26 protein-coding genes are annotated in these 21,941 nt (G+C 45.2%); all 26 read left to right on the top strand.

Annotated features, from left to right (window positions below; all coding sequences use genetic code 11):
• Positions 1-5 precede the first annotated feature (5 nt).
• Positions 6-371, top strand: a complete 366-nt coding sequence (rplL, locus tag ACN6NF_RS22250) for a 50S ribosomal protein L7/L12 (RefSeq protein WP_013373275.1) — start codon at positions 6-8, stop codon at positions 369-371.
• A 156-nt stretch (positions 372-527) separates the two neighbouring features.
• On the top strand, positions 528-1,130 hold the full coding sequence (locus ACN6NF_RS22245; RefSeq protein WP_474319591.1) for a class I SAM-dependent methyltransferase: 603 nt from the start codon (positions 528-530) through the stop codon (positions 1,128-1,130).
• Positions 1,131-1,486: 356 nt separating this feature from the next.
• Complete coding sequence (rpoB, locus tag ACN6NF_RS22240; RefSeq protein ID WP_013373273.1) at positions 1,487-5,032, top strand: DNA-directed RNA polymerase subunit beta; 3,546 nt, start codon at positions 1,487-1,489, stop codon at positions 5,030-5,032.
• A 140-nt stretch (positions 5,033-5,172) separates the two neighbouring features.
• A complete protein-coding gene (gene rpoC / locus ACN6NF_RS22235) occupies positions 5,173-8,787 on the top strand; it encodes a DNA-directed RNA polymerase subunit beta' (RefSeq protein WP_474319590.1) in 3,615 nt (1,204 codons plus the stop codon).
• A gap of 221 nt (positions 8,788-9,008) precedes the next feature.
• Positions 9,009-9,260: a ribosomal L7Ae/L30e/S12e/Gadd45 family protein gene (locus tag ACN6NF_RS22230; RefSeq protein ID WP_474319588.1), complete on the top strand. Its 252-nt coding sequence runs from the start codon at positions 9,009-9,011 to the stop codon at positions 9,258-9,260.
• Between the two features lie 144 nt (positions 9,261-9,404).
• Positions 9,405-9,827 (top strand): 30S ribosomal protein S12, encoded by a 423-nt coding sequence (gene rpsL / locus ACN6NF_RS22225; RefSeq protein WP_007432587.1) that lies wholly within the window; start codon positions 9,405-9,407, stop codon positions 9,825-9,827.
• A gap of 50 nt (positions 9,828-9,877) precedes the next feature.
• A complete protein-coding gene (gene rpsG, locus ACN6NF_RS22220; protein ID WP_007432586.1) occupies positions 9,878-10,348 on the top strand; it encodes a 30S ribosomal protein S7 in 471 nt (156 codons plus the stop codon).
• 47 nt (positions 10,349-10,395) lie between these two features.
• A complete protein-coding gene (gene fusA / locus ACN6NF_RS22215) occupies positions 10,396-12,474 on the top strand; it encodes an elongation factor G (protein ID WP_430188830.1) in 2,079 nt (692 codons plus the stop codon).
• Between the two features lie 92 nt (positions 12,475-12,566).
• Complete coding sequence (gene tuf, locus ACN6NF_RS22210; RefSeq protein ID WP_013373267.1) at positions 12,567-13,757, top strand: elongation factor Tu; 1,191 nt, start codon at positions 12,567-12,569, stop codon at positions 13,755-13,757.
• 340 nt (positions 13,758-14,097) lie between these two features.
• Entirely contained in the window at positions 14,098-14,406 is a 309-nt protein-coding gene (gene rpsJ / locus ACN6NF_RS22205) for a 30S ribosomal protein S10 (protein ID WP_005544556.1), read from the top strand.
• Between the two features lie 32 nt (positions 14,407-14,438).
• On the top strand, positions 14,439-15,062 hold the full coding sequence (rplC, locus tag ACN6NF_RS22200; protein WP_013312161.1) for a 50S ribosomal protein L3: 624 nt from the start codon (positions 14,439-14,441) through the stop codon (positions 15,060-15,062).
• Positions 15,063-15,088: 26 nt separating this feature from the next.
• Positions 15,089-15,712 (top strand): 50S ribosomal protein L4, encoded by a 624-nt coding sequence (rplD, locus tag ACN6NF_RS22195; RefSeq protein ID WP_013312160.1) that lies wholly within the window; start codon positions 15,089-15,091, stop codon positions 15,710-15,712.
• The gene (rplW, locus tag ACN6NF_RS22190) at positions 15,712-16,002 is read left to right on the top strand and encodes a 50S ribosomal protein L23 (RefSeq protein ID WP_013373266.1); all 291 of its coding nucleotides are present in this window, start codon (positions 15,712-15,714) and stop codon (positions 16,000-16,002) included. The genes rplD and rplW overlap by 1 nt, the downstream gene beginning before the upstream one ends.
• A gap of 30 nt (positions 16,003-16,032) precedes the next feature.
• On the top strand, positions 16,033-16,863 hold the full coding sequence (rplB, locus tag ACN6NF_RS22185; protein ID WP_016818651.1) for a 50S ribosomal protein L2: 831 nt from the start codon (positions 16,033-16,035) through the stop codon (positions 16,861-16,863).
• A gap of 72 nt (positions 16,864-16,935) precedes the next feature.
• Positions 16,936-17,214, top strand: coding sequence for a 30S ribosomal protein S19 (gene rpsS, locus ACN6NF_RS22180; RefSeq protein ID WP_007432579.1), 279 nt, complete (start codon positions 16,936-16,938; stop codon positions 17,212-17,214).
• A 35-nt stretch (positions 17,215-17,249) separates the two neighbouring features.
• On the top strand, positions 17,250-17,582 hold the full coding sequence (gene rplV, locus ACN6NF_RS22175) for a 50S ribosomal protein L22 (RefSeq protein WP_007432578.1): 333 nt from the start codon (positions 17,250-17,252) through the stop codon (positions 17,580-17,582).
• A 13-nt stretch (positions 17,583-17,595) separates the two neighbouring features.
• The gene (gene rpsC, locus ACN6NF_RS22170) at positions 17,596-18,261 is read left to right on the top strand and encodes a 30S ribosomal protein S3 (protein WP_007432577.1); all 666 of its coding nucleotides are present in this window, start codon (positions 17,596-17,598) and stop codon (positions 18,259-18,261) included.
• A 2-nt stretch (positions 18,262-18,263) separates the two neighbouring features.
• Positions 18,264-18,698: a 50S ribosomal protein L16 gene (rplP, locus tag ACN6NF_RS22165; protein WP_007432576.1), complete on the top strand. Its 435-nt coding sequence runs from the start codon at positions 18,264-18,266 to the stop codon at positions 18,696-18,698.
• Entirely contained in the window at positions 18,688-18,885 is a 198-nt protein-coding gene (gene rpmC / locus ACN6NF_RS22160; protein WP_007432575.1) for a 50S ribosomal protein L29, read from the top strand. The genes rplP and rpmC overlap by 11 nt, the downstream gene beginning before the upstream one ends.
• Before the next feature lie 50 nt (positions 18,886-18,935).
• On the top strand, positions 18,936-19,199 hold the full coding sequence (gene rpsQ / locus ACN6NF_RS22155) for a 30S ribosomal protein S17 (protein ID WP_007432574.1): 264 nt from the start codon (positions 18,936-18,938) through the stop codon (positions 19,197-19,199).
• Between the two features lie 34 nt (positions 19,200-19,233).
• Positions 19,234-19,602 carry a 50S ribosomal protein L14 gene (rplN, locus tag ACN6NF_RS22150; protein ID WP_007432573.1) on the top strand — a complete coding sequence of 123 codons (369 nt, stop codon included), beginning with the start codon at positions 19,234-19,236 and terminating at the stop codon, positions 19,600-19,602.
• Between the two features lie 36 nt (positions 19,603-19,638).
• Entirely contained in the window at positions 19,639-19,992 is a 354-nt protein-coding gene (gene rplX, locus ACN6NF_RS22145; protein ID WP_013312155.1) for a 50S ribosomal protein L24, read from the top strand.
• 31 nt (positions 19,993-20,023) lie between these two features.
• Positions 20,024-20,569, top strand: coding sequence for a 50S ribosomal protein L5 (gene rplE / locus ACN6NF_RS22140; protein WP_007432571.1), 546 nt, complete (start codon positions 20,024-20,026; stop codon positions 20,567-20,569).
• A gap of 75 nt (positions 20,570-20,644) precedes the next feature.
• Positions 20,645-20,830: a type Z 30S ribosomal protein S14 gene (locus ACN6NF_RS22135; protein ID WP_010348808.1), complete on the top strand. Its 186-nt coding sequence runs from the start codon at positions 20,645-20,647 to the stop codon at positions 20,828-20,830.
• 32 nt (positions 20,831-20,862) lie between these two features.
• A complete protein-coding gene (rpsH, locus tag ACN6NF_RS22130; RefSeq protein WP_007432570.1) occupies positions 20,863-21,261 on the top strand; it encodes a 30S ribosomal protein S8 in 399 nt (132 codons plus the stop codon).
• A 33-nt stretch (positions 21,262-21,294) separates the two neighbouring features.
• Positions 21,295-21,837 carry a 50S ribosomal protein L6 gene (gene rplF, locus ACN6NF_RS22125; protein WP_025715677.1) on the top strand — a complete coding sequence of 181 codons (543 nt, stop codon included), beginning with the start codon at positions 21,295-21,297 and terminating at the stop codon, positions 21,835-21,837.
• The last annotated feature ends 104 nt before the right edge of the window (positions 21,838-21,941 follow it).

Raw genomic sequence — 21,941 nt, 5'->3', positions numbered from 1 at the left:
CAACCATGAGTAAAGAGCAAATCTTGGAAGCAATTAAAGGTATGTCCGTATTGGAACTGAACGATCTCGTGAAAGCAATCGAAGAAGAATTCGGCGTAACTGCAGCAGCTCCAGTAGCTGTAGCAGGTGGCGCAGCAGGTGGCGCAGCAGAAGCTGAGCAATCCGAGTTCGACGTAATCTTGACAAGCGCTGGCGCTTCCAAAATCAACGTTATCAAAGCAGTTCGCGAAATCACAGGTCTTGGCCTGAAAGAAGCAAAAGAACTGGTTGACAACGCTCCAAAACCACTGAAAGAAAAAGTTGCAAAAGAAGAAGCTGAATCCGTTAAAGCAAAATTGGAAGAAGCAGGCGCTTCTGTAGAAGTGAAATAATTGACTGCTCTCTAGTAGACAATGAATTAAAACAAACCCCTTGAGGTGATCTTCAAGGGGTTTGTTGCTGTAAAACGGTATTATAAACAGGTCTGAGATATTATTCTAAAGGCTATGATGTTAGTACGACCGTACAACCGAAAGAGGTGGACGTGAATGGCTGATCATTATTACTCCAAGCGGCCAGAGACGGCACATGAACGACGAAGTTTAGAAGCAGTGCTGCGTGGGCGTTCATATCGATTTGCCAGCGATTCAGGTGTTTTTTCAAAGCAGGGGATTGATTATGGGAGTCGTGTGCTGATTGAAGCTATGCAGCTTCCTGCAAACGCCTCGGTGTTGGATGTTGGATGTGGTTACGGACCGATTGGTTTGACGGCGGCTGCGCTTGTCCCGGACGGACACGTTACAATGGTTGATATTAACGAGCGAGCCGTTCAACTAGCCATAGAGAATGCGGAGCGTAATGGAATTAAAAATGTCACCATTAAGCAAAGTGATTTGTTTGCAGAAGTGCAACACGAACGTTTTGACGTGATCTTGACGAATCCTCCTATACGTGCAGGTAAAGAAACGGTGCATACCATATTTGAACTTGCATATGAACATTTAAACGAGGGCGGAGCTTTGTGGGTCGTCATTCAAAAAAAGCAGGGTGCTCCTTCGGCAAGTGCTAAAATAGAGAGTCTTTTCGGTCATGTGGAGGAAGTTACGAAGGATAAAGGTTATCGGATTTTAAAGGCAGAAAAAAAGTTTTAGAAAAATGCAATAGGACCATTGACTTGAATCCTGGTCTGTGATATCATTATAAAATGTCAGTATTAGGATGCCCTCCATGGCTTTAGTTTGTTGAAATGTCAATAGATTTATGCGTATCAGGGTATAGTATTTATATCTATTACGTATAATATAACCATTTTGGGCAAATCTACAAGTGATGAAGATCTTCCGGTATGAGGATTCTGCAGATACGTCGCTCTTTTTTCGAATGCATTCGAGTAAGGGCTTTTCTGTATTTGTAAGATCGAATCTTCTGTATGTGTCTTATTATAAGGTCACAAACAGAGGTTCGCAATGTATTTTTAAAGTGAGTAGACATGAGGGGTGAGTTTAAGTTGGCAGGACATCTTGTTCAATATGGTCGACGCACTCGGCGCAGTTATGCACGTATTAATGAGGTACTCGAGGTTCCCAACCTGATTGAGATCCAACAAAAATCTTATGATTGGTTTTTGGAGGAAGGACTACGGGAAATGTTTCGGGATATTTCTCCAATTCAAGATTTCACAGGAAATCTGATTCTGGAGTTTATCGATTACTCTCTCGGAGAACCCAAATATACCGTTGACGACGCAAAGGAACGCGACGTTACGTATGCAGCACCGCTTCGGGTAAAAGTCCGGCTTATTAATAAAGAAACCGGGGAAGTGAAAGAGCAGGAAGTATTCATGGGAGACTTCCCGCTGATGACTGAAACGGGTACGTTTATTATTAACGGTGCGGAACGGGTTATTGTCAGCCAGTTGGTTCGCTCTCCCAGCGTCTATTTCAGCACAAAAGTCGACAAGAATGCGAAAACGACATACACCGCAACGGTAATTCCTAACCGGGGGGCTTGGCTCGAACTGGAGATGGATGCGAAGGATATTATCTATGTCCGGATTGACCGTACCCGTAAAATTCCGGTTACGGTGTTGCTGCGTGCGCTTGGCTTTGGCACTGATGCTGAGATTCTGGATTTGCTCGGCAATGACGAATATATCCGCAACACACTTGATAAAGACAACACAGATTCCACGGAGAAAGCGCTGATTGAAATTTATGAGCGTCTTCGTCCGGGTGAGCCACCAACATTGGATAACGCAAAGAGCTTGCTTGTTGCACGCTTCTTTGATCCAAAACGTTATGACCTGGCTAACGTAGGCCGTTACAAAATCAATAAAAAGCTTCATATCAAAAACCGTCTATTCAATCAACGTCTTGCTGAGACACTGATTGATACGACAACTGGTGAAATCATCGCTGAAGCAGGGCAAATGGTAGATCGCCGCCTGTTGGACGAGATTTTGGCTCAACTGGAAGAGTCGGTTGGACACCGTACGTATCATGTTGCTAGTGGCGTATTGGAAAGCAACGATATTCCGCTTCAAACGATTGATGTATTCTCGCCAATTGAAGACGGTAAAGTAGTAAAACTGATTGCCAATGGGAATATCGATAAATCGGTTAAGAACATTACGCCTGCCGATATTATTTCCTCCATCAGTTATTTTATTAACTTGCTTCACGGAATCGGAAGTACGGACGATATTGACCATTTGGGTAACCGTCGTTTGCGTTCTGTAGGTGAGTTGCTTCAAAATCAGTTCCGGATCGGTTTGTCCCGTATGGAACGCGTGGTGCGCGAAAGAATGTCGATTCAGGATGCTAATGTAATCACGCCACAGGCGCTGATTAACATACGTCCGGTAATTGCGTCGATTAAAGAGTTCTTTGGTAGCTCCCAGTTGTCTCAGTTTATGGATCAGACAAACCCGCTTGCTGAATTAACGCACAAACGTCGTCTGTCTGCACTCGGACCCGGCGGCTTGACGCGCGAACGCGCGGGTATGGAAGTACGTGACGTCCATCCAAGTCACTACGGCCGTATGTGTCCTATCGAGACACCAGAGGGACCGAACATTGGTTTGATCAACTCTTTGTCCACTTTTGCACGTATCAACGAGTACGGATTTATCGAAGCTCCTTATCGTTGGGTAGATCCGAAAACCGGAAAAGTTACAGACCAAATTGATTACCTGACTGCTGATGAGGAAGATAACTACATCGTTGCACAGGCAAATGCGGAATTGACGGAAGAAAATACCTTTAAGGATGAAATCGTTATTGTCCGCTATAACAAGCAGTCTGACAACATTATTCCGATGGCAAGTAGCCGTGTCGATTACATGGACGTATCGCCTAAACAGGTCGTATCGGTCGCAACTGCACTGATTCCGTTCCTGGAGAATGATGACTCGAACCGCGCATTGATGGGTTCCAACATGCAGCGGCAGGCTGTCCCACTGCTGATTCCGAAAGCGCCTTTGGTAGGAACAGGGATGGAACATAAGTCTGCAAAAGATTCTGGTGTTTGCGTTGTGTCCAAGTACAACGGGGTAATTGAACGTTCTTCGGCTAACGAAATTTGGTTGCGTCGTATTGAAACTGTAGATGGTACTGAAGTAAAAGGCGATATTGTTAAGTATAAATTACACAAATTTATGCGTTCTAACCAAGGAACATGCATTAACCAGCGTCCAATCGTAAACAGAGGCGATATTGTCAAGGTTGGCGATATTCTAGCGGATGGTCCATCCACAGAAATGGGCGAGTTGGCATTGGGACGTAACGTTGTCGTTGCGTTCATGACTTGGGAAGGTTACAACTACGAGGATGCGATCTTGCTGAGCGAGAAGCTGGTTAAAGAGGATGTATACACTTCGATCCATATCGAGGAATATGAATCTGAGGCCCGTGATACGAAGCTTGGACCAGAAGAAATCACTCGTGATATTCCGAACGTTGGTGAAGAAGCGCTTCGCAATCTAGATGAGCGCGGCATCATTCGCATCGGTGCGGAAATCGCCGCAGGTGACATTCTTGTTGGTAAAGTAACACCTAAGGGTGTGACTGAGCTGACAGCTGAAGAACGTCTCTTGCATGCAATCTTCGGTGAGAAGGCGCGCGAGGTTCGCGATACTTCCTTGAGAGTTCCTCACGGAACTGACGGGATCGTTGTAGATGTTAAAGTATTTACACGTGAAAATGGCGATGAGCTGCCACCGGGTGTAAACCAGCTGGTACGCGTATACATTGCTCAAAAACGTAAAATTTCCGAAGGCGATAAAATGGCCGGACGTCACGGTAACAAGGGTGTCGTTGCCCGTATTCTGCCTGAAGAAGATATGCCATTCTTGCCAGATGGTACCCCAGTACAAGTCGTTCTGAACCCACTGGGCGTACCTTCACGGATGAACATTGGACAGGTGCTCGAAGTGCATCTGGGTATGGCTGCAATGCGTCTTGGTATTCATGTGGCAACTCCAGTATTCGATGGTGCCAAGGAGTATGACGTATTTGATACTATGGAAGAAGCGGGTATGCAACGCAATGGTAAGACGGTGTTGTATGATGGGCGTACAGGTGATCGTTTTGAACGTGAAGTTACTGTCGGTGTCATGCACATGATCAAACTGGCGCACATGGTCGACGATAAGATCCATGCTCGTTCTACAGGTCCTTACTCTCTTGTTACGCAACAGCCGTTGGGTGGTAAAGCCCAATTCGGTGGTCAGCGCTTCGGGGAGATGGAAGTATGGGCACTGGAAGCCTACGGTGCAGCGTACACGCTTCAGGAAATTTTGACTGTGAAATCCGATGATGTGGTTGGACGTGTTAAAACTTACGAATCCATCGTCAAAGGTGAAAATGTCCCTGAACCGGGTGTTCCTGAATCATTCAAGGTCTTGATCAAAGAGCTGCAAAGCTTGGGTATGGACGTGAAGATTCTGTCTGAAGACGAACAAGAGATTGAAATGAGAGAGCTTGATGATGAAGATGACACAACTGGCGATAAGCTGAGTTTGAATCTGGAAGGCTCTGAGGTTGGCGTAGAGTAATTTGACTGCTGACTTACTCATATCAGCTTTGTTATATGCCTTGATCCATTTTTGGATGGATCAGGCTTCTTGATACCGCCCGGTGCTGCCGGGCGGTATCAAACCTAAAAACTCAGGATTTGGTTAAGGAGGGTTGCTCCTTGTTGGACGTTAACAATTTCGAATATATGAAAATCGGGCTTGCTTCCCCCGAAAAGATTCGTTCTTGGTCCCGCGGAGAAGTCAAAAAACCGGAGACGATTAACTATCGTACGCTTAAACCGGAAAAAGAAGGACTATTTTGCGAGAAAATTTTCGGACCTACGAAAGATTGGGAATGTCATTGTGGTAAGTACAAACGTGTACGCTATAAAGGTGTTGTCTGCGACCGCTGTGGAGTAGAAGTTACTCGCGCTAAGGTTCGTCGTGAGCGTATGGGCCACATTGAGTTGGCAGCTCCTGTATCGCACATTTGGTACTTCAAAGGCATTCCGAGTCGTATGGGTCTTGCTCTTGATATGTCTCCAAGATCTTTGGAAGAGATCATTTACTTCGCATCTTATGTTGTAACCGATCCAGGAGATACGCCTTTGGAGAAAAAGCAACTCCTGTCCGAGAAAGAATACCGTAGCTATCGTGAGAAATATGGGTACGGATTCCAGGCGGGAATGGGCGCTGAGGCGGTTAAAAAGCTTCTTCAAGATTTAGATATAGACAAAGAATTGGAATTTTTGAAGGAAGAGCTGCGCACAGCTCAAGGACAACGTCGAAACCGTGCGATCAAGCGCCTTGAAGTTATTGAGGCATTCCGTAACTCTGGCAACCAACCGGATTGGATGATCATGGACGTACTGCCTGTTATTCCTCCTGAGCTTCGTCCAATGGTACAGCTGGATGGTGGACGTTTTGCTACTTCTGACCTTAATGATCTGTATCGTCGTGTTATTAACCGTAATAACCGTCTGAAACGCTTGTTAGATCTGGGTGCGCCAGATATTATCGTGCAAAATGAAAAACGGATGCTGCAGGAAGCTGTTGACGCTCTAATTGATAATGGTCGTCGTGGTCGTCCTGTTACAGGTCCGGGTAATCGTCCTTTGAAATCCCTCAGCCACATGCTGAAAGGTAAACAAGGTCGTTTCCGTCAAAACTTGCTCGGTAAACGTGTTGACTACTCCGGTCGTTCTGTTATCGTAGTAGGTCCGTACTTGAAGATGTACCAATGCGGTCTGCCTAAAGAAATGGCGCTGGAGCTGTTTAAGCCTTTTGTTATGAAAGAGCTTGTTAACAAAGGTTTGGCACACAACATTAAGAGCGCGAAGCGTAAAGTAGAGCGTGTGAGTGCTGAAGTGTGGGATGTACTCGAAGAAGTAATCAAGGAGCATCCGGTTCTTCTAAACCGTGCCCCTACGTTGCATAGATTGGGTATTCAAGCGTTTGAACCGATTTTGGTTGAAGGTCGTGCGATTCGTTTGCATCCGCTCGTATGTACGGCATACAATGCCGACTTTGACGGTGACCAAATGGCGGTTCACGTTCCGTTGTCTGCAGAAGCTCAAGCGGAAGCTCGTTTGCTCATGCTGGCGTCCGGCAACATTTTGAATCCAAAAGACGGCAAGCCTGTTGTTACTCCTTCCCAGGATATGGTCCTTGGTTCATTCTATTTGACAATGGACAACAAGGAAGAAGAAGGAAGCAACATGATCCTTCGCAACCCGAATGAGGCTATCTCAGCTTACCAGCGCGGAACAGCGGGGCTTCATGCTCGTGTAGCTATTCCGGTTAAAGCTTTGAATAAAACGAGCTTTACAGAGAAGCAACAGGATGCGATGTTGATTACAACTGTGGGTAAAATTATCTTTAATGAGATTTTCCCAGCAAGCTTCCCGTATATCAATGACGCTACTCGTGCCAACCTGCTTTATGGTACTGCTGAAGAGTTCTTTGTTTACGAGAAAGGTGTAAACCTTACTGAAGCCATCCAGAACGCTCCGCAAGCTAGTGGAGTGGGCAAGGATTACCTTGGTAATATCATCGCCCGTTGCTTTGAGATTTACCATACGACAGAAACCGCTGTGATTTTGGATAAAATTAAACAGCTTGGCTTTACGTATTCTACTCGTGCAGGTGTGACGGTCGCTGTGGCGGACGTAGTTGTACCTCAAGAGAAACAGGATATCCTTAAGGCATCTGATGATAAAGCACAAGTCGTGACTAATCAGTACCGTCGTGGTCTGATTACGAACGAGGAACGCTATGACCGGATTATTGATATTTGGTCCAAGGCTAAAGACGATATCACAGACATTTTGATGAAATCCATGGATCGCTACAACTCTATCATGATGATGGTTGACTCCAAAGCGCGTGGTAACAAATCGCAGATTACCCAGCTTGGCGGTATGCGTGGACTGATGGCGAATCCATCTGGTCGTATTATTGAGCTCCCAATCAAATCAAATTTCCGTGAAGGTCTGACAGTACTCGAGTACTTCATCTCCACTCACGGAGCGCGTAAAGGTTTGGCGGATACAGCCTTGCGTACGGCTGACTCTGGTTACCTGACTCGTCGTCTCGTTGATGTGGCGCAGGATGTTATCGTGCGCGAAGATGACTGCGGAACGGATAAAGGCTTTACAGTAAGTCGTATCCAGGACGGTAAAGAAGTCATTGAGGATCTGTACGATCGTCTGGAAGGTCGTTATTGCTTCGAAACCGTACGTCATCCTGAAACGGGCGAAATCTTGGCTAGACGCAACGAACTGATTGACTCCAATAAAGCTGAAGCGATCGTTAAAGCTGGTGTGGATAAAGTTCAAATTCGTTCCGTACTAAGCTGCCGTGCCAAACATGGCGTCTGCAAAAAATGCTACGGCCGTAATTTGGCTACTGGCAAGCACGTTGAGATTGGTGAAGCGGTTGGTATTATCGCGGCTCAATCCATCGGTGAACCAGGGACACAGCTCACCATGCGCACGTTCCACACAGGTGGTGTAGCGGGTGACGATATCACGCAAGGTTTGCCTCGTATCCAGGAGCTTTTCGAAGCACGTAATCCTAAAGGTCAGGCAACCATCAGTGAAATTGACGGTGTAGTTAAAGAGGTTCGTGAAGGGAAAGATCGTCGCGAAATCGACATTCAAGGTGAAGCTGAAACAAAAACCTATTCGGTCACTTATGGTTCACGTCTACGCGTAAGCGAAGGCATGACTGTTGAAGCAGGGGACGAACTGACGGATGGTTCGATCGACCCTAAAGAAATGCTGCGTATTAAAGGTATTCGCGGGGTGCAGAACTATATCCTTCAGGAAGTTCAACGTGTATACCGGAACCAGGGCGTAGAAATCAACGACAAGCACGTAGAAGTTATGATTCGTCAGATGTTGCGTAAAATTCGTATCATTGATGCGGGTGACACAACACTACTTCCAGGTTCATTTGTGGATGTGCATGAGTATGAAAATGCAAACAAGATAGCGATTCTCAGCGGCCAAGAACCAGCGGTAGCCAAACCGGTTCTCCTTGGTATTACCAAGGCCTCTCTGGAAACTGACTCCTTCTTGTCAGCAGCTTCCTTCCAGGAAACTACTCGTGTCCTGACAGATGCAGCTATCAAAGGAAAAGTCGATCAGTTGCTTGGATTGAAAGAGAATGTAATTATCGGTAAATTGATCCCTGCGGGCACAGGTATGAACCGTTACCGTAGCGTCAAATTTGCCCAGCCTGAAGAGGGGCAATCCTTATCTGAGGAACTCGAACCTATTTCAGCTGAGTAGTAATATAAAAATATTATGATAAGCCCGGAACACCGTAGATATAAGCTTTAGCAAAGGCTGTAACAACGGTGCTCCGGTGCTTCTTATAAAAATGTAACGTATTACTTTGTTTAAATAGATTATAGTTGATAATTGTCTTGACATTGTTCATAGTCAATGCTAATATAGCAAAGGTGCGTGAGCAGCCTATATGCTATTGGGTCTTTTCGGAGGAATGAGATATGTCTAAAGAACAGGGACTGCAAGATGCTCATGTCAGAATCGGTACCAAACAAACCATTCGTATGGTAGAATTGGGCTTCGCCTCGGAAGTATATGTGGCAGAAGACGCAGATCAGCGTCTCACTTCCAACATCATTGATTTATGCGATAAGCACGGGGTCAAAGTGACTCTTGTAGACACAATGAAAAATCTCGGAGCTGCATGCGGGATTGAAGTGGGAGCCGCGATGGCTGCTATCGTAAAACAATAGGGTAAGGAACGTTTTTGTCTAGGGAATCGTTATTCTTGGCGGCAAAGACTTTTCATTTGTTCTTTTATGAACCGCCTGGGTCTGTGGGCTTAGATAAGGTTTGTAAAGTAACAGCAAAAATTGAGGAAGGGGGTGGCAACCAACATGCCAACTATTAACCAACTGGTTCGTAAAGGACGTCAAGCCAAAATCGAGAAATCGAAATCACCGGCTTTGCAAAAAGGTTTTAATGCCTTGAAACGTGAAGCTACCGACATCAGTGCCCCGCAAAAACGCGGAGTTTGCACTCGTGTAGGTACTATGACTCCGAAAAAACCAAACTCCGCACTTCGTAAATATGCTCGTGTTCGCTTGACGAACCGTGTAGAGGTGACTGCTTACATTCCAGGTATTGGACATAACCTTCAAGAACACAGCGTAGTGCTGATTCGTGGCGGTCGTGTAAAAGACCTTCCGGGTGTGCGTTACCACATCGTTCGCGGTGCTTTGGATACTGCAGGCGTAAACAACCGCATGCAAGCTCGTTCCAAATACGGCGCAAAACGCCCTAAAGCTAAAAAATCCTAATGAATATAAACCGCGTATGCAGGTTTAACATGTAAGAAAGGGGGATATCCATGCCACGCAAAGGTCCAGTTACCAAAAGAGACGTGTTGCCAGATCCGGTATACAACAGCAAGTTGGTTACTCGCTTGATCAACCGCATCATGCTCGACGGAAAACGAGGCGTTGCTCAAAGCATTCTGTATAATGCGTTCAAGCTTATCCAAGAACGTACGGGTAATGACCCGATGGAAGTATTTGAAGCAGCTATCAAGAATATCATGCCAGTCCTGGAAGTTAAAGCACGCCGTGTCGGCGGTGCCAACTACCAAGTACCAATCGAGGTAAAACCAGAAAGACGTACGTCCCTGGGATTACGTTGGCTCGTAAACTACTCCCGCAACCGCGGCGAGAAAACTATGGAAGAGCGTTTGGCGGCTGAGATTATCGATGCTTCCAACAACACAGGCGCTTCCGTGAAGAAACGTGAAGACACGCACAAAATGGCTGAAGCGAACAAAGCGTTTGCTCACTATCGTTGGTAGGATTCAGCTTAAAAAAATAACTTCAATTTTGAAGGGAGACCCATTTCATGGCAAGAGAGTTCTCCTTGAAAAATACACGTAATATCGGGATCATGGCTCATATTGACGCGGGTAAAACCACAACAACAGAGCGGATCTTGTTCTACACAGGCCGTACGCACAAAATCGGTGAAGTTCACGAAGGTGCTGCGACAATGGACTGGATGGAACAAGAACAAGAGCGCGGAATCACGATTACTTCCGCTGCGACGACCGCTGCCTGGAAAGGTCACCGCGTCAATATCATCGACACCCCGGGGCACGTTGACTTCACTGTTGAAGTTGAACGTTCCCTTCGTGTATTGGACGGAGCAGTTGGTGTTTTCAGTGCGAAAGAAGGCGTTGAGCCTCAGTCTGAAACCGTATGGAGACAGGCTGATCGCTATGGCGTTCCACGGATCGCATATGTGAACAAAATGGATATTATTGGTGCCGACTTCTTGAACGTTGTAGCTGATATGCGTGATCGCCTTCAAGCGAACGCAGTTGCTATTCAACTTCCAATCGGTGCAGAAAATGACTTTTTAGGTATCATCGATATTGTTGAACAAAAGGCTCATATGTACAAAGATGACCTTGGTCAAAATATCGAAGAAGCCGAAATTCCTGCGGAATACAAAGACAAAGTCGAGGAACTCCGCAACGAATTGATCGAGAAGGTTGCTGAACTGGATGAAGATTTGACTATGAAATACCTTGAAGGCGAAGAGATCACGGTTGAAGAAATTAAAGCCGCTCTCCGTAAAGGTGTTGTAGAAGTTAAGATCTTCCCAGTTATCTGTGGATCTTCTTACCGTAATAAAGGTGTTCAGTTGATGCTGGACGCTGTTGTTGATTACCTGCCAGCTCCTATTGATGTACCAAGTATTCAAGGTCATCTGGAAGATGGAACGGAAGTTGAACGTCATTCTTCTGATGAAGAGCCTTTCTCCGCATTGGCCTTCAAAATTATGACGGACCCTTACGTTGGTAAACTGACATTCTTCCGCGTATATTCCGGTGTTCTTCAATCCGGTTCTTACGTATTGAATGCAACAAAAGGCAAACGCGAACGTATCGGACGTATCCTTCAAATGCACGCGAACAGCCGTCAAGAAATCACTGAAGTATACTCCGGTGACATTGCGGCAGCCGTAGGTTTGAAAGATACAGGTACAGGTGATACACTGTGTGATGAGAAGAATCCTGTTATTCTCGAATCCATGAACTTCCCTGATCCGGTTATCGAAATCGCGGTTGAGCCTAAAACCAAAGCTGACCAAGACAAAATGGCAGTTGCACTCGGTAAGTTGACCGAAGAAGATCCAACTCTTCGCGCTTCGACTAACGAAGAAACTGGCCAAACTATCTTGGCAGGTATGGGTGAGCTTCACTTGGACATTATCATTGACCGTATGCGTCGTGAGTTCAAAGTGGAAACCAATGTTGGTAAACCACAGGTAGCATACCGTGAAACATTCCGTGCTCCAGCACGTGTTGAAGGTAAGTTTGTTCGTCAATCCGGTGGTCGTGGTCAATATGGTCACGTATGGGTTGAGTTCGAACCACTCGAAGCAGGTACTGGTAGCCAGTTTGAAAGCAAGGTTGTCGGTGGCTCTGTTCCAAGAGAATACATCGGACCTGCACTTGCTGGTATTGAAGAGCAAATGAAGAACGGTGTCCTTGCAGGCTTCCCGCTGGTGGACGTTAAAGCTACAATTGTGGATGGATCATACCATGATGTCGATTCCAATGAAATGGCATTTAAAATTGCCGGTTCTATGGCGCTGAAAGCAGCGAAAGACAAATGTAAACCTGTATTGCTTGAGCCGATTATGAAAGTTGAAGTAACGGTTCCAGAGGAATACATGGGAGACGTAATGGGTATGCTGAACTCCCGTCGTGGTCGGATTGAAGGTATGGATTCCCGTGGCGGTGCCCAAATTATTCGTGCAATGGTTCCGTTGTCCGAAATGTTTGGATATTCCACTACACTTCGTTCCGGTACACAAGGACGCGGTGTGTTCTCCATGGAGCTTCATCACTATGAAGAAGTTCCGAAGAGCATTGCTGAAGAGATCGTTGCCAAAACCAAAGGCGGCGAGTAATACAGTGTATTAGCTGATCGGATACTCTAGGTTTTCCAAGAGGTTTCCGACAGCCTAAAAATAAAACATGTTATTGAGGAGGAATTGTTCAAATGGCAAAGGCTAAGTTTGAACGTAACAAACCGCACGTTAATATCGGTACAATTGGTCACGTCGATCATGGTAAAACAACTTTGACTGCTGCAATCACAACTGTACTTTCCAAAACTTACGGTGGTGCTGCTGTAGCATTCGATCAAATCGATAAAGCTCCAGAAGAGCGCGAACGCGGTATCACAATCTCCACTGCACACGTGGAATATGAAACACCTAACCGTCACTATGCACACGTTGACTGCCCAGGTCACGCCGACTATGTTAAAAACATGATCACTGGCGCTGCACAAATGGACGGAGCGATTCTGGTTGTATCCGCAGCTGACGGTCCTATGCCGCAAACTCGCGAACACATCCTCTTGTCCCGTCAAGTAGGTGTTCCATACATCGTTGTATTCCTGAACAAATGCGACATGGTTGAAGACGAAGAGTTGTTGGAATTGGTTGAAATGGAAGTTCGCGACTTGCTGAGCGAGTACGACTTCCCAGGCGACGACACTCCAATCACTCGTGGTTCTGCTCGTGAAGCACTGCAAAACCCAGATGGCGACTGGGCTAAGAAAATCGTTGAAATGTTCGAAACAATCGACACTTACATCCCAACTCCAGAACGCGACACTGACAAGCCTTTCCTTATGCCTGTCGAGGACGTATTCTCCATCACTGGTCGTGGTACAGTTGCTACAGGCCGTGTAGAGCGTGGTACAGTTAAAGTGGGCGACGAAATCGAAATCATCGGTATTCAAGAAGAATCCCGTAAATCCGTAGTAACAGGCGTAGAAATGTTCCGTAAACTGCTTGACTCCGCTCAAGCTGGTGACAACATCGGCGCACTGCTTCGCGGTGTAGATCGTGCACAAATCGAGCGTGGCCAAGTATTGGCTAAACCAGGTTCTGTTAACCCACATACAGAATTCTCTGCTCAAATCTACGTTTTGACTAAAGAAGAAGGCGGACGTCACAAACCTTTCTTCACTGGTTACCGTCCACAGTTCTACTTCCGTACAACTGACGTAACTGGTATCATTACTTTGCCAGAAGGTTCCGAAATGGTAATGCCTGGTGATAACATTACGGTTACTGTTCAACTGATTAGCCCAATCGCGATTGAAGAAGGAACTAAGTTCTCCATTCGTGAAGGCGGTCGTACAGTTGGTGCAGGCGCTGTAGCAACAATCTCTAAATAATAGGGCTACGAGCCTTGAATATAGCAACATTGTACTGGAACGAGTAACATTGTATTGGAACGAAGTAAAACGAGCCCCTGCCATGGTGCGGGGGCTTTTCTCTTGAGGAAAATCGCGAGCTGCGAGCACAAATGTTATCTTTGAAAATAAGATACATTGTTTTTTTCGTTTTTGCTTGCAATAGGCAGAAGTATTCGATATAATAACTAATGTTGTTTGTGACTGTGCGATGATGTGAGAGGTTACTGACACACCCGGCCCCTTTGCCATGGGAGGGCTGTCGGAAAATTTTCACGGAGTATGTCCGATACCAAATTGGGCGATAGAAGGAGGGACTAAAATGGCAAAGCAAAAAATTCGTATTCGTTTGAAAGCTTACGATCACAGAATTCTTGATCAATCCGCTGAGAAAATTGTTGAAACAGCTAAACGTTCGGGTGCAGGTGTTTCCGGACCAATTCCGCTGCCAACTGAAAAACAAATCATTACTATTCTCCGTGCGGTACACAAGTACAAGGATTCTCGGGAACAATTCGAAATGCGCACACACAAGCGTTTGATCGACATTGTTAATCCGACTCCACAAACTGTGGATGCCTTGATGCGCTTGGACCTGCCGTCCGGTGTAGATATCGAAATTAAATTGTAATATGTAATCAGGAAAAGAAAAGAGGTGTCAACATGAAAGGTATCTTAGGAAAAAAACTCGGAATGACTCAAGTGTTTACCCCTGAAGGTAACGTGCTTGCTGTTACGGTTATCGAAGCTGGTCCTTGTGTTGTTCTGCAAAAGAAAGATCTGGAAAACGATGGATACGAAGCTATCCAACTCGGATTTTCTGATAAAAAAGAAAAAAGATCCAACAAACCTGAAGCAGGGCATGCCAAAAAGGCAAATACTGCACCTAAGCGCTACGTTCGTGAACTTCGTGGCATCGACCTTGCTGCGTACGAGGTTGGCCAAGAACTGAAGGCTGATGTCTTCACAGAAGGCGAATTCGTTGACGTAACAGGTATTTCTAAAGGTAAAGGTTTTGCCGGCGTTATCAAACGTTGGGGACAAAGCCGCGGACCAATGGCACACGGCTCGCGTTACCACAGAGGTCCAGGTTCTATGGGTTCCATTCAAGCTAACCGCGTTCCTAAAGGTAAACACCTGCCAGGACACATGGGGCATGAAACGGTAACAATCCAACGCCTTGAAGTTGTTAAGATCGATACAGAACGTAATGTATTGCTCGTGAAAGGTTCCATTCCAGGGCCTAAAAACAGCTTCGTTAAAGTATTAGAAACGGTGAAAAAATAATCAACTGAAGAAAGGAGGAACACAAAATGCCAAAAGTAGCACTATTTAATATTAGCGGCAGCCAAGTTGGCGAAATTGAATTGAACGATGCAGTGTTCGGTATCGAGCCGAATAAACACGTTCTTCATGACGCTGTTGTTATGCAATTGGCTTCCCTGCGTCAAGGTACTCACAAAGTAAAAGGACGTTCTGAAGTACGTGGCGGCGGACGTAAACCTTGGAAACAAAAAGGTACTGGCCGCGCTCGTCAAGGTTCGATTCGTGCACCACAATGGGTTGGTGGCGGTACTGTATTTGGTCCGACTCCACGCAGCTATGCTTATAAATTGCCTAAAAAAGTTCGTCGTCTGGCGATCAAATCGGCACTGTCATCCAAAGTGATTGAGAATGAAATCATCGTATTGGACGCTCTTACACTGAACGGACCTAAAACGAAAGAATTCGCAGCCATTTTGAATAACCTTAAAGCAGATCGTAAAGCATTGATTGTAGCTCCTAGCTATGATGATAATGTAGCACTGTCCGCTCGTAATATTCCTGGTGTGAAGTTTGTAGCCGCAGACGGCATTAATGTTCTTGATGTGCTCGGACACGACAAACTGATCATTACGAAGGAAGCAGTTCAGAAGGTAGAGGAGGTGCTCGCGTAATGAAGGATCCTCGTGATATTATCAAGCGTCCGATTATCACCGAACGTACGGCTGGTATGATGAATGACTTGAAATATGTTTTCGAAGTTGACATTCGTTCCAACAAAGTCGAAGTTAAGAAAGCAATCGAAGCAATTTTTAACGTGAAAGTAAGTAACGTTAATACACTTCGTGTTCCTGCAAAACCAAAACGCTACGGACGTCATTCCGGCTATACGAGCGAGTGGAAAAAAGCGTTCGTAACGCTGAGCAAAGACAGTAAGCCGCTTGAGTTTTTTGAAACAGTATAATTAAATCTGTAAAGTAAGGAGGGAAACTCAGTGCCAATTAAAAAGTATAAACCGACGTCCCCGGCCAGACGTGCAATGTCTGTATCTACTTTCGAGGAGATCACAACAAACCAGCCCGAGAAATCGTTGCTGGCACCTCTGAGTAAGCAAGCTGGACGTAATAACCAAGGTAAAATTACAGTTCGTCATCATGGCGGCGGACACAAACGTAAATACCGTATTATTGACTTCAAACGTAACAAAGATGGAATACCGGGCCGCGTTGCTACGATCGAATATGATCCAAACCGTACGTCCAACATCGCACTTATCCACTATGTGGATGGTGAAAAACGTTACATCATCGCTCCTAAAGGTCTGAAAGTAGGAGATGTAGTGGTATCCGGTCCGGACTCCGACATTAAAATCGGTAACTCCTTGCCATTGGAAAACATTCCGGTAGGTACGGTTATCCACAATATCGAATTGAAACCGGGTAAAGGTGGCCAACTTGTTCGTGCTGCTGGTACGGAAGCCCAACTTCTTGGTAAAGAAGAGAAGTATGTTACAATTCGTTTGACTTCTGGCGAAGTACGTCGCATTCTGAAAGTTTGCCGTGCTACAATCGGATCTGTAGGTAACGAAGACCACGAGCTTGTTAAGATCGGTAAAGCTGGTCGTAGTCGTTGGTTGGGACAACGTCCTGAAGTTCGCGGTGTTGTTATGAACCCTAACGATCACCCACACGGTGGTGGTGAAGGTCGCGCTCCAATCGGACGTAAATCTCCAATGTCTCCATGGGGTAAACCAACCCTTGGTTACAAGACGCGTAAAAAAGGAAAAGCATCTGATAAGTACATCGTTCGTCGTCGTACTAAGTAATAAAACGTGCGCTTAAGTCGCACGTTAACATATTAAAGAACGACTACGTTTTAACGAAGGGAGGATTCACAAATGGGTCGCAGTCTCAAAAAAGGACCATTTATTGATGGTTACCTGTTGAAAAAAGTAGAGGTTTTGAACGAGTCTGACAAAAAAGTCGTGATCAAAACTTGGTCCCGTCGCTCTACAATTTTCCCGCAATTTATCGGACACACGTTTGGTGTATATGATGGTCGTAAACACGTGCCTGTATACGTAACGGAAGATATGGTTGGACACAAGTTGGGCGAATTCGCTCCAACGCGTACGTACAAAGGCCATACGGATGACGATAAGAAAACAAGAAGATAATCAACACAGCGTAGTGTTTGAGAGGAGGTAACTCAATGGAAGCAAAAGCACATGCTAAATCCGTGCGGATTTCTGCTCGCAAAGTGAAACTTGTTATCGATTTGATTCGTGGCAAGCAGGTAGGTGAGGCGATTGCAATTCTTCGTCACACTCCGAAATCCGCTTCTCCAGTCGTTGAGAAATTGTTGAATTCTGCTATCGCGAACGCAGATCACAACTACTCTATGGACGTAAATAAATTGGTAGTGTCTGAGGTTTTTGTAAACCAAGGTCCTACAATGAAACGGTTCCGCCCGCGTGCAATGGGTCGTGCAAGCCGCATCAATAAACGCACCAGTCATATTACTCTGGTGGTATCTGAAAAATAAGGAGGGAAAACGTGTGGGCCAAAAGGTAAATCCCGTCGGACTCCGAATCGGTATTATCCGTGATTGGGAATCCAAATGGTATGCAGGCAAAGATTTCGGTGATCTTTTGCTAGAAGACGTTAAGATTCGTGAGCATCTGAAGAAAAGATTGAAAGACTCCGCTGTATCCCGTGTTGAAATCGAGAGAGCAGCTAACCGTGTCAACGTAACGATTCACACTGCGAAACCAGGTATGGTTATCGGTAAGGGTGGTTCCGAAGTTGAAAATCTGCGTAATGAAATCACTAAAATCGCAGGCGGTAAAAAGGTACACATCAATATCTCTGAAATTAAAAATCCTGAACTGGATGCAATTCTTGTTGCTGAAAGCATTGCACAACAATTGGAACGTCGTGTTTCTTTCCGTCGTGCGTTGAAACAAGCAATTCAAAGAACTATGCGTTCCGGTGCAAAAGGAATTAAAACTCAAGTAGGCGGACGTCTTGGCGGTGCTGAAATCGCTCGTTCCGAAGGATACAGCGAAGGAACTGTTCCACTGCATACGCTTCGTGCTGACATCGACTACGGTACAGCAGAGGCTCATACTACTTATGGCCGTCTTGGCGTAAAAGTATGGATCTATCGTGGAGAGGTTCTTCCTCCAGCTAAGAAACAAGCTCCTCAGGAAGGAGGCAACTAATCATGTTGGTACCTAAACGCGTAAAACATCGTAAACAACAACGTGGTCATATGAAGGGTCGTGCAAAAGGCGGTACTACACTGAATTTCGGTGAGTACGGTTTGCAAGCTACTGAACCAGCATGGATCACTAACCGTCAAATCGAAGCTGCTCGTATTGCGATGACTCGTTACATCAAACGTGGTGGTAAGGTTTGGATTAAAATATTCCCTGACAAACCAATTACTCAAAAGCCTCTTGAGGTTCGTATGGGTAGTGGTAAAGGTAACGTAGAAAAATGGGTTGCAGTAGTGAAACCAGGTAAGATCATGTTTGAACTTGCTGGTGTACCGGAAGAGATTGCTCGTGAAGCAATGCGTCTTGCCGCTCACAAACTGCCAATCAAAACTAAGTTTGTGAAACGTGAAGAATTGGGTGGTGAAGCAAATGAAGGCTAGTGAATTCCGCAACCTTACCACTGCTGAAATCGAACAAAAGATCTCTGGTTTTAAAGAAGAACTTTTCAACCTTCGTTTTCAACTCGCTACCGGTCAGCTTGATAACCCGACTCGGATCGGTGCTGTGCGTAAGGAAATTGCTCGTGCTAAAACTGTGATCCGTGAAAGAGAACTTGGGATTAGCTAAGATATTAGACCGGGTGGAAATTCCGCCTGTAATTAGGAAGGAGGCCAACAATGAGCGAACGTAATGCCCGTAAAGTATTAGTCGGTAAAGTAGTCAGCGACAAAATGGATAAAACGATTGTGATTGCTGTAGAAACTTACAAAAAACATGATCTCTATCATAAACGCATTAAAGTGACTAAAAAATTCAAAGCTCATGATGAAAACAACACTGCACAAATCGGTGATACTGTTAAAATCATGGAAACTCGTCCTTTGTCCAAAGACAAAAACTGGAGACTGGTCGAAATCGTTGAAAAAGCTGTTATAATCTAATGTAGTGTAGTTTTTCCGAAAGGAGGATAAATAAATGATTCAACCATTTACACGTTTGACTGTAGCTGACAATTCCGGCGCTAAGGAACTGATGTGTATCCGTGTGCTCGGTGGTACGGGACGTCGTACAGCTCAAATTGGTGACCTGATCGTTTGTTCCGTAAAACAAGCAACACCAGGCGGCGTTGTCAAAAAGGGTGATGTAGTAAGAGCGGTTGTCGTCCGCACTAAACGTTCTATCCGCCGTAAAGACGGTTCCTACATCGGATTTGATGAGAACGCAGCAGTGGTCGTTAAAGAAGACAAGAGCCCACGCGGTACTCGTATTTTCGGACCAGTTGCTCGCGAACTTCGTGACAAAGACTTCATGAAAATCGTTTCCTTGGCTCCGGAAGTGATCTAAATTCACCTTAAAATGTGCCCGTAGGAGGTGTACGAAATGCCAAAAGTGAAAAAAGTTCTGGAATCCCATAACAACAAGCTGCACGTCAAGAAAGACGACACTGTTCTGGTGATTACAGGTAAAGATAAAGGTAAAAAAGGTCGCGTTATCGCTGCTTACCCTCGTCAAAACCGTGTGCTTGTGGAAGGTGTTAACATGATTAAAAAACACCAAAAGCCTAATCAGCTGAATCCACAAGGCGGCATCATCGAGAAAGAAGCTCCGATTCACGTTTCCAACGTTATGCACATTGATCCGAAGAGCGGAAAAGTAACTCGTGTTGGTTACAAAGTTTTGGACAATGGGAAAAAAGTACGTATTGCAAAACGTTCAGGCGAAGTGATCGACTAATTATTTTCTGAAGAAAGGAGGACTATGATTCATGGCAACAACAAGAATGAAAGAACGTTTCTTGAAAGAAATCACTCCTGCTTTGATGCAGAAGTTCAACTATACAACAGTGATGCAAGTGCCTAAAATCGAGAAAGTGGTAATCAACATGGGTGTTGGCGACGCTGTCCAAAACTCCAAAGTACTTGATTCTGCTCTCAACGACATGCAGTTGATCGCTGGTCAAAAACCAGTTATCACTCGCGCAAAAAAATCTATCGCAGGTTTTAAATTGCGTGAAAACATGCCGATCGGTGTAAAGGTAACACTTCGTGGTGAGCGTATGTATTACTTCTTGGACAAATTGTTCAACATTACACTCCCTCGCGTACGTGACTTCCATGGTGTATCAACAAAAGCTTTTGACGGACGTGGTAACTACACGCTTGGTTTGAAAGAACAGTTGATCTTCCCGGAAATTGAGTACGATCAAGTTGATAAAGTTCGTGGTATGGATATCGTTATCGTAACGACTGCCAAGACTGACGAAGAGTCCCGTGAGCTTCTGACTCAGCTGGGCATGCCTTTCGCGAAATAATGTTGGCATAACGTTTCGGGCGTCTGATTCAAAGACACCCTGTTCTCCGAAACTATTTAGGAGGTGTCAGGCTAAGTGGCAAAAACTTCAATGAAAGTCAAACAACAACGCGCACCAAAGTTTAAAGTTCGTGCTTATACTCGTTGCGAACGTTGTGGTCGTCCACATTCGGTGCTGCAAAAGTTTAAGATCTGCAGAATTTGCTTCCGTGAATTAGCTTATAAAGGCCAGATTCCTGGCGTGAAAAAAGCAAGCTGGTAAAAAGTCCTGTTTGGGAAGGAGGTTTATACACAATGACTATGTCTGATCCAATTGCAGATATGCTTACTCGTATTCGTAACGCGAACACTGTTCGCCACGAAACAGTAGAAATGCCTGCATCTACAATGAAAAAACAAATCGCCGACATCCTGAAACGTGAAGGATTCATTCGTGATGCGGAATTTGTTGAAGATAGCAAACAAGGGATCATCCGTATTTTCTTGAAATACGGTGCGAACAACGAGCGTGTTATCACAGGTTTGAAAAGAATCAGTAAGCCAGGTCTTCGCGTTTACACGAAGAGCAATGAGATTCCACGCGTATTGGGTGGACTCGGGATCGCAATCATTTCAACATCCAAAGGTATCATGACCGACAAAGAAGCACGTCAGTCCAAAGCCGGCGGAGAAGTGGTTTGCTACGTTTGGTAATTTAACGTTTAAAAGATAGGAGGTGCAACAGATATGTCCCGTATTGGTCGTAAACCAATCACAGTACCAAGTGGTGTTGACGTGACTTTGAACAACACAGTGATCACAGTTAAAGGTCCTAAAGGAACATTGACTCGTGAACTTCATAAAGACATGTCCGTTACTGTGGAAAATAATGAAATTAATGTAGTTCGTCCTTCGGACAACAAACTTCACCGTTCTTTGCATGGAACAACCCGCAGCGTTGTCAGCAACATGGTAAGTGGTGTAACTGAAGGCTTTTCAAAATCTCTGGAGCTGGTTGGGGTCGGATATCGTGCAAGCAAATCCGGAGATAAAATCGTTCTGAACGTTGGATACTCTCACCCGGTTGAAATTACACCGGAAGCGGGCATCGAGTTCGAAGTTCCTTCGAACACTAAAATTATCGTTCGCGGAATTGATAAAGAGCGTGTAGGTGCCTATGCTGCTAAGATTCGTTCCGTTCGTGAACCTGAACCGTACAAAGGTAAAGGGATTAAATACGAAGGCGAGCGCATCATCCGTAAAGAAGGTAAAGCCGGTAAGAAGAAATAAGTTTCTTACCGACTTTGTGCGGTCTTTCTACTGGAAAGACTTGTACTCTTTTTTACCCAGTGCGTCTTAGTATAAAGTTTTAAAAGGCAAACTGAAGGGAGTGA

Source organism: Paenibacillus sp. TSM33 (assembly GCF_056099025.1).
Note: the sequence above shows the minus strand (reverse complement) of the source record. Positions and strands in the feature narration are given on the sequence as shown.